The organism is Mycobacterium sp. (assembly GCF_035499775.1).
Taxonomy (GTDB): Bacteria; Actinomycetota; Actinomycetes; order Mycobacteriales; family Mycobacteriaceae; genus Mycobacterium.
The window spans coordinates 1-6551 of record NZ_DATJYB010000283.1; the positions used below are offsets into that span (position 1 = coordinate 1).

Consider the following 6551-nt stretch of genomic DNA (forward strand, 5'->3'; position numbering starts at 1 on the left):
GGCGTGGCGGGCCGCCTCGGTCTGCGCGCGAGTCGGCGCGCTGTCCGGATCCCACGGATCCGTCCGGGCCTCGATGGTCTCTGGGTCGGTCAATATCAGCCGAAAGTTGGGGTTGTCCAACGCTTCTCGGGCGGGCGCGAACTTCGGGTCACGCGAGTACACCCGGCGCAGCAACTCGACGGCCTCGTCCTCGCGACCCACGTGCCGCAAGCACATGCCTTGGGTGTACAGGGCGATGTTGGCCGCGGGCGGCACCCGGTCGGCTTCGATCGCATCCTGCCCGCGGCGGTAGGCCTCCTCGAAGACCCCCAGCGACGCCAGTGCCGTGGTGGCCATCGCGGCGCCGGCGGCCTTCAGCTCGGGGTGACGCCACGTCGTCGACTCCGGGAACTGGACGAGCACGTCCGGCCAGCGCTTGGTGCGGAAGTACAGCACGCCCCGCACGTAGCTGATCAGCTCGGCGTCGAACGGGTGCCGGGGGTCGATGCCGTCGAGCAGCTCCGCCGCCTCCTGATAGCGCTTGGCCTCGGCGAGAACGGCGGCATAGGCGCACGCCAGCGAATCGACACTGGTGACGTGCAGTCGCAGAAACAACCCGTCCGAGACCTCGGGCCGGAACTGCAGGTCAGTGACGCCGAGGCGGCGGGTTTCCCAGCCGAATGTCCGGACGGCCGCCCATGCGCCTGACAGCACATCAATGCTCTGGTCGCCTGCCAGCACCCGGGCAAGCCAGGCGTCGCACATGGCCGGATCGAGCGTGGTGGCGGTGTTGAACATTTGGGCCGCCACCTGCGGGTTGTGGCTCGGCTGTAGTCCATTGACGGAGATCCCGGACGCCAACAGACCGGCGACCATCGCATTGCGGGCGTCTTCGGCGGTCGACTGGGGGCGGCTCATCGCCCGGCAGGCGCGCTCGTTGAGCTTTCCTGCGCCTGACCAAGTTCGAACATCAGCTCGTCATCGACGTACAAGTCGCGGCCGGGCAGTGTCAGCCGAGCCCGCAGCGAAGGCGTCGGCAGGCTGGCGCGCACCGCGGCCAACTGGCGGCCGGTGAGCCGGTTCAGGCCGGCCGACACGTCCCTGGGCAGCTTGCCGTCGCTGTGGTAGCGCACCCAGGCCGAGACCTGAGGCCGCCCGTCGTTGCTGACGAGCCGGAGGGTGACCACGGTGGCGTCGGTGTCGGCCAGCCACAGATCGTCCAGCGTCTGGGAGGTGATGTCACCCGGTGTCAGCCAGAAGCTGGTGGTGAACCCGTTGAAATGTTTGAGGTGGCGCCAGCCGGGGCGGCTCCAGGTCGGTTCCAGATCGGCCAGCACGGCGGTGTCGACCTCCGCGAGTTCGTCTGCGGTCAGGGGGCGAGCCGCGCAACTTAGCCCGTCGAGATCTTGGGCGAGCCGCTCGGTGGCCGCAACCAGCGTCGAGGCCAGCGAATCGCGGACCGCGACGGCAGCAACGTTCTGCTGCGGGTTCATCCGCAACACCAGCCAGGTGCGACGGTGATAGGTGTCGGGGCGGTCGTTGAGGTCTTCCCACTCCTCGGGGCCCCAGTCGTCGAGCTTCGACAACTCCGCCGCGTTGCCGCCGCTGCGCACCTTCAGCGAGACGATGTCGATGCCATCGAGGTGGATGTCGAACTGGCGCAGTCCTTCGGCAACGGCCCCGACTGGCACCGCCGCCGACGACCGATGGCGATGCCGGCCAGGCGCTTCCTCTTCACCGCTGTCAACCGCAATCGCCGTGACCAGCCGGCCTTGGTACTCACGCACCCCGACCGTGTCGCGCCCGAAGCGACGCTTGTGGTCGAGCGCGGGTGTGCAACCCGCCGCCAGCGCGGTGCCGGGATCGGCAGACCAGTCCCACAGCCACGAGGCCAATCCGGAGGTCGCCGTGACGCGGTGGTAGCTGACCAGCGACAGCAGCGTCACCACCGCCGCCAGGCCTACTCCGACCCACCAGGCGATACGGTGGTCACCCTGCCACGACTGTGGGGCATGGCTGGCCAACACCAAGATCAAAATGTCGACCAGAAACACCACGGTGACCCGCGGCCATGACAAAGCCAACCCCAACTTGCGCTGAGCTTTCATTGTTGTTCCGCCCTTATTGCTGCTTCCGCGAACGGCGCATCAACGTCGCCGTACCAAATACCGCGCCCGCTATCAGTAGCGCACCGGTCAAACCCCCCGCGGCCACCCACACGGGCACCATATCGCGATGCGAGTGCGGCGGTGGCAGGTTCAGCGGTGCCGACAGCTGCGTCGGCGGCTTCGCAGGACCGACTGGGACATCCCAGGTGAGGGCCGCCAACGGGTCGATGACACCGTAGCCGACCTGGTTGTCGACACCGCGAGCCGGCGGGCGTGCGGTGTGGACCAATCGGTTGATCACCTGATACGAGGTCAGCTCGGGGAATTTGGCGCGGACCAGCGCAGCCACCCCGGACACGATCGCGGCCGAAAACGAGGTGCCGGACGGTGTCAGCAGTGAGTTGTCCGGACCGTCGATCGCATTGACCAGACCGTCGTCGCGCGGCGAGAGCCCGATGACGTCGGTTCCCGGCGCGGCCAGCGAGACCCACGGCCCCGCGATGCTCTGTTGCAGCGGCGTGCCATGGGAATCCACCGCGCCGACCGTCAGGACGCCGAATTCGCTGAACCACGACGGCGTGACCACGGTGGTGACGCCGTTCCAGTCGCGGGGATCCTTGGGCTGCAACGGATCGAATTGCGGGTTCTGCTTGCAGTCTTTTGAGGTGCCGTCGCCCGCGGCGGCCACGATGACGGCGTTCTTGTCGACCGCCGCGTAGTGCACCGCGGCACCCAGCGCGCGCTGGTCGACAGGGCTGCGGGCACTTATGCAGGTCACCGAGGAGATGTTGATCACCTGGGCGCCCATGTTCGCGGCGTGCACGATCGCCCGCGCCATCGTTTGGACGCTGTCGATCTTCTGCACCGTCTGCGGGTCTTCGTCGCCGGTGTACGGATCCTTGAGTCCAAAAGCCATGCTGGACTGGCGGATCGAGATGATCTCGACGTCGGGCGCGATACCGCTGAACGCGTCGGGCGCCGACGGCGGGGCCGGCGCGGGCGACGGTGGCGGCGGCGGTTTGGGCGCCGGGTCAAGCGGGCGCGGCCACTTGACGCCGGTCACATGCCCACCACCGGAGTAGCCGGGTACCGTGACCGTGCCAGCGCCGTGGCGGGCTGCCGGTGCCTGCCCCGGGCCGGGCGACGGTGACTGCCCGCCCGGTCCGGGCGGTGACCCGCCCTGTTGCGGCGGTGGGGGCGGTGGCTGGCCAAAGGGCGGCGGTGGGCCGCTTTCGGACGGTGGCGCCGACGGGGGCACCATCGTAATGGTCTGCGGCAACGGCGACAACGTCACAGTCTGCGGCGGTGGTGCTTTGGGGGGCGCTTCTGTGGTCGGAATGGTGACCGGCTTGCGCGGCGCCGCCGGCGGCCCGGCCGCGCCGTTCGCCGGGGCCGCACCGATCATCGAGGCCACCATGGTGCCGTGGGCGTCGCAGTCCGACAGACCGTCGCCACCCGCCATCACATAGTCGCCGCCCGGAATCAGGTGCTGGAACCTGGGGTGCGGGGTCACACCGGTGTCGATGACGGCGACCTTCACTCCGGCGCCGCGACCGAATGACCAAGCCTCGGAGAGGTTGAGCATCTCCATGTACTTGGGCGGAACGCGAAAGTCGGTGCCCGGCAGGACCCCGACCTCGGTGCAGTAATTGTTCTGCTTCATCGGCGCCGGCGGTCCGGGCGGACCGTCCGGTGGCACCGCGTTCTGGTCAATCGTCGGGGGCGTGATCGCCGACGCCGGCGGCAACCCCGCTAATGCACCTGTCGTGAGCAAGAGTGCGGCAGTGGTCGCCCGAGAGACGCGACCACGCCACACCCGCCCGCTAGCGGTACCGAATCGCTGCATAAACATTCATCAACCACAGTGCCAGCGGGAAAATCGGCATCAGGCACAGGTATTCAATCCACTCCACAAACTTGCGGAACAGCGGGCTGTAGATGGTGTTGGGCACGACCGCCGCGGCTGTCATGCCCGCTGCGGGCAGCAGCACCAGGATTCCCACGCCGAGCGACACCGACAGCGGCGACGACAGCACCAGGATGTACCGACTGACCACCGCGGCCACGATCAGCACAGCCGTGCCGGCCAAGGTAATCGCCTGCCAGCGGTCGACGTACGAGCGGCCGCGCAACATGATGAAGCCGGAGATGAAACCGGCCAGGAACAGCGGCAGCCAGCGCTGGGAGGTGTGCGGATCGCACAGCGCGGTCAGCGAGACCACCGTCAACACGCCGAAGCCCACCAGCAGACCCGTCAGGAACGAGCGGGCGCGTTCGGCTTGCAGCAGCACGTCGCGTACCGACGCCGGCCCCTCCAGGACCGGCGGACCGCCGTCCGTGCGCACCACGGTGGTGGGCAGGTCAGGGCGAGCCTCGAAAACCCACCGGCTGGTGGCCGACGGGAACACCGGCAGCCGAATGCCGGCCAGCCGGCGCGCCAGAGCAGGCGCCGCGTGGTAGCCGATCACGCAGGTCAGCGCGACGCAGGAGAGCAGGGTGACCGCGCTGGTCATCGCGACCATCCGCGACAGGCTGGCAATCATCGTCACGGCACTGACGGTGACGATCGCGGTGTAGAGGCCAAGCCGGCGACCGGTGAACCGCAGCGCCAGCATGGTCGCGACGGTGAGCACTCCGGTGCCCAGCAGTGCCTGCGGGGAGCCCAGCGGCCCGGGCGGCGCCGCCGCCGCGGCCACCGACAGCGATGGCAGCGCGCCCAGCAGCATGATGTCGCCGACGCGTCGATCCTGGTCGGTCTTGGCCCGCATCAGCAGCAGCACCGAAACCGCCAGCACCACCGCGCCGATCACACCGCCGAAAATGGTCGGCAACCAGGAGTTGTGCTGCCAGCGGTACCAACCCAGCAGCGCTGAGGCCAAAAACACCCCGGCTGCCACCATCGAAGCACCGACCTGCACCGCGACGATCGGGTCGATGGCGGCGAATCGTTTGCTGAGGTCTGCTGAAACCGCTGTCGAAATGTGCTCGATGACTTGCGACCGGTGCTCGGTGTCCGCGATGAATCGAATCCACAACCGGTCGCCGTCGTAGACGTCTTGCTCGGTCAGCGACTGGGTGGCGCGCAAGGGCGCGCCGTCGACCAGACACAGCGCCCACCGGCCGCGTCCGGTGGCCTCCAGCGGGGTCTCGCCCAGCTCCCGCAACCGGCTGTTGACCACCTTCAACAGCGGATCGGTCATCAGCGAGACTGGGGCGTTGGCATCCAGCAGAACGCCTATCTGGACGCCCTCGCCGGCCATGATGCCAACCACAACGGCTCGGGGCTGTGCAACGCCCTCAATGTCAGCCTGTGGCGCGTCAGCTACCGCAGTCATCGCCCTGCACCCCCTACCAATTCCGAATTCATGTTGCCCGCCTTGCGGTTATTAGTTGTGGTAACGCCAGTTTCAGCTTTGCTGCTGATTCTATTGAAGTATTGCGCGTTCGCATCTCGAGAGCATTTTATGTTCAAGCTTGTTGCTGGACCCCGCGATTCGTTACGCGGTTGTTAAACCCTGCTGTGAGTTTTCCACTCGCCGTACGGCAAGGTGTCCAACACTGTCTTGACGCCAACCTGCACTAACTGCGGAGTTGCGGGGCAAATCGCCAGCCAGGCCTCGCCGGAACCGGCTGTTCGGGCTTGCTGGTAGAGGGCGATGCGGCCGCCCGATCCGTCCTTGAGTGACAGAACCGAAGCGCTGGGGCCCTTGGCGTCGTCCCGATATTGCCGTGCGTACACCGCGACCTCGGCGGCGGGATCTGAGAGTGCCTGGCCCAGGGCGGCCACCGTGGCGGCGCTGATACCCATGCGCCGTAGGTCGCCGCCGGAGAACACATTGAAGCCGGATTCCTGCCACGACTTGGTCGCTTCCAGCATCTCTTCCAGCGGCACGTTCACGGCGTTGATCGCGGCGGGCTCGGCGTGGTGGATCGATTCCAGGCCGTCCATCACCAGCGACGCGATCGAGGCGCTGTCCGAGACGGCGACGTCGTCGACCGTGATGTCGCTGCCGACCCGAACCGCGGACACCCAGTGGCCGGCACGGCGGGCGAGCACCACCCGGAACTCGTTGTCGGGGATGTCGCGCGAACCCGGCGGCTGGTTCTCGTCGTCGACGACTCCGTAGAGCAATTTGCCGCGGGACAGCAGGGCGACGACCTCGAGGTCGGGTGCGGCGAGCACCCGCATCCGGGCGGCGACCTGCTCATTCACCTCGCCGTCCACGACAATGCCCTGCTCGCGCATGACTTCCATGCCGGGGTGTTCGTTCAGCCAGTCGTTGGAGTCGGTCGATACATAAGGTCGGCACCGGAGCTCGGGCGCTACGTGCCGAATGTCCAGCAACGCCTGGAGCATCCAGAATCCGTCGACGTTGACGGTGATGTCGGTGCGGGTGCTCTGTTGATCCATCAGTACCTCGGTTCGGCGTGCTCGGACATTGCATGGCGCGGCAGCACACCCTG

General features: G+C 67.5%; 5 protein-coding genes. All 5 read right to left on the reverse strand.

Going from position 1 to position 6551, the window contains the following annotated elements:
• Window positions 1–897, reverse strand: an 897-nt coding sequence (locus VML93_RS18080) for a tetratricopeptide repeat protein (RefSeq protein ID WP_325612737.1), incomplete at its 3' end; no start/stop codon positions are given.
• Complete coding sequence (gene eccE, locus VML93_RS18085; RefSeq protein WP_325612738.1) at window positions 894–2087, reverse strand: type VII secretion protein EccE; 1194 nt, start codon at window positions 2085–2087, stop codon at window positions 894–896. The genes VML93_RS18080 and eccE, both read right to left, overlap by 4 nt.
• A gap of 13 nt (window positions 2088–2100) precedes the next feature.
• Window positions 2101–3933, reverse strand: coding sequence for a type VII secretion-associated serine protease mycosin (gene mycP / locus VML93_RS18090; protein ID WP_325612739.1), 1833 nt, complete (start codon window positions 3931–3933; stop codon window positions 2101–2103).
• On the reverse strand, window positions 3911–5422 hold the full coding sequence (gene eccD, locus VML93_RS18095; RefSeq protein WP_325612741.1) for a type VII secretion integral membrane protein EccD: 1512 nt from the start codon (window positions 5420–5422) through the stop codon (window positions 3911–3913). Before eccD ends, mycP begins: the two co-directional genes overlap by 23 nt.
• 173 nt (window positions 5423–5595) lie before the next feature.
• The gene (locus tag VML93_RS18100; protein ID WP_325612743.1) at window positions 5596–6498 is read right to left on the reverse strand and encodes an ESX secretion-associated protein EspG; all 903 of its coding nucleotides are present in this window, start codon (window positions 6496–6498) and stop codon (window positions 5596–5598) included.
• Between the last annotated feature and the right edge of the window lie 53 nt (window positions 6499–6551).

Coding starts and splice junctions, on each gene's coding strand:
- eccE (WP_325612738.1), bottom strand. CDS start 2,087: ATGAAAGCTCAGCGCAAGTTGGGGTTGGCTTTGTCATGGCCGCGGGTC.
- mycP (WP_325612739.1), bottom strand. CDS start 3,933: ATGCAGCGATTCGGTACCGCTAGCGGGCGGGTGTGGCGTGGTCGCGTC.
- eccD (WP_325612741.1), bottom strand. CDS start 5,422: ATGACTGCGGTAGCTGACGCGCCACAGGCTGACATTGAGGGCGTTGCA.
- VML93_RS18100 (WP_325612743.1), bottom strand. CDS start 6,498: ATGGATCAACAGAGCACCCGCACCGACATCACCGTCAACGTCGACGGA.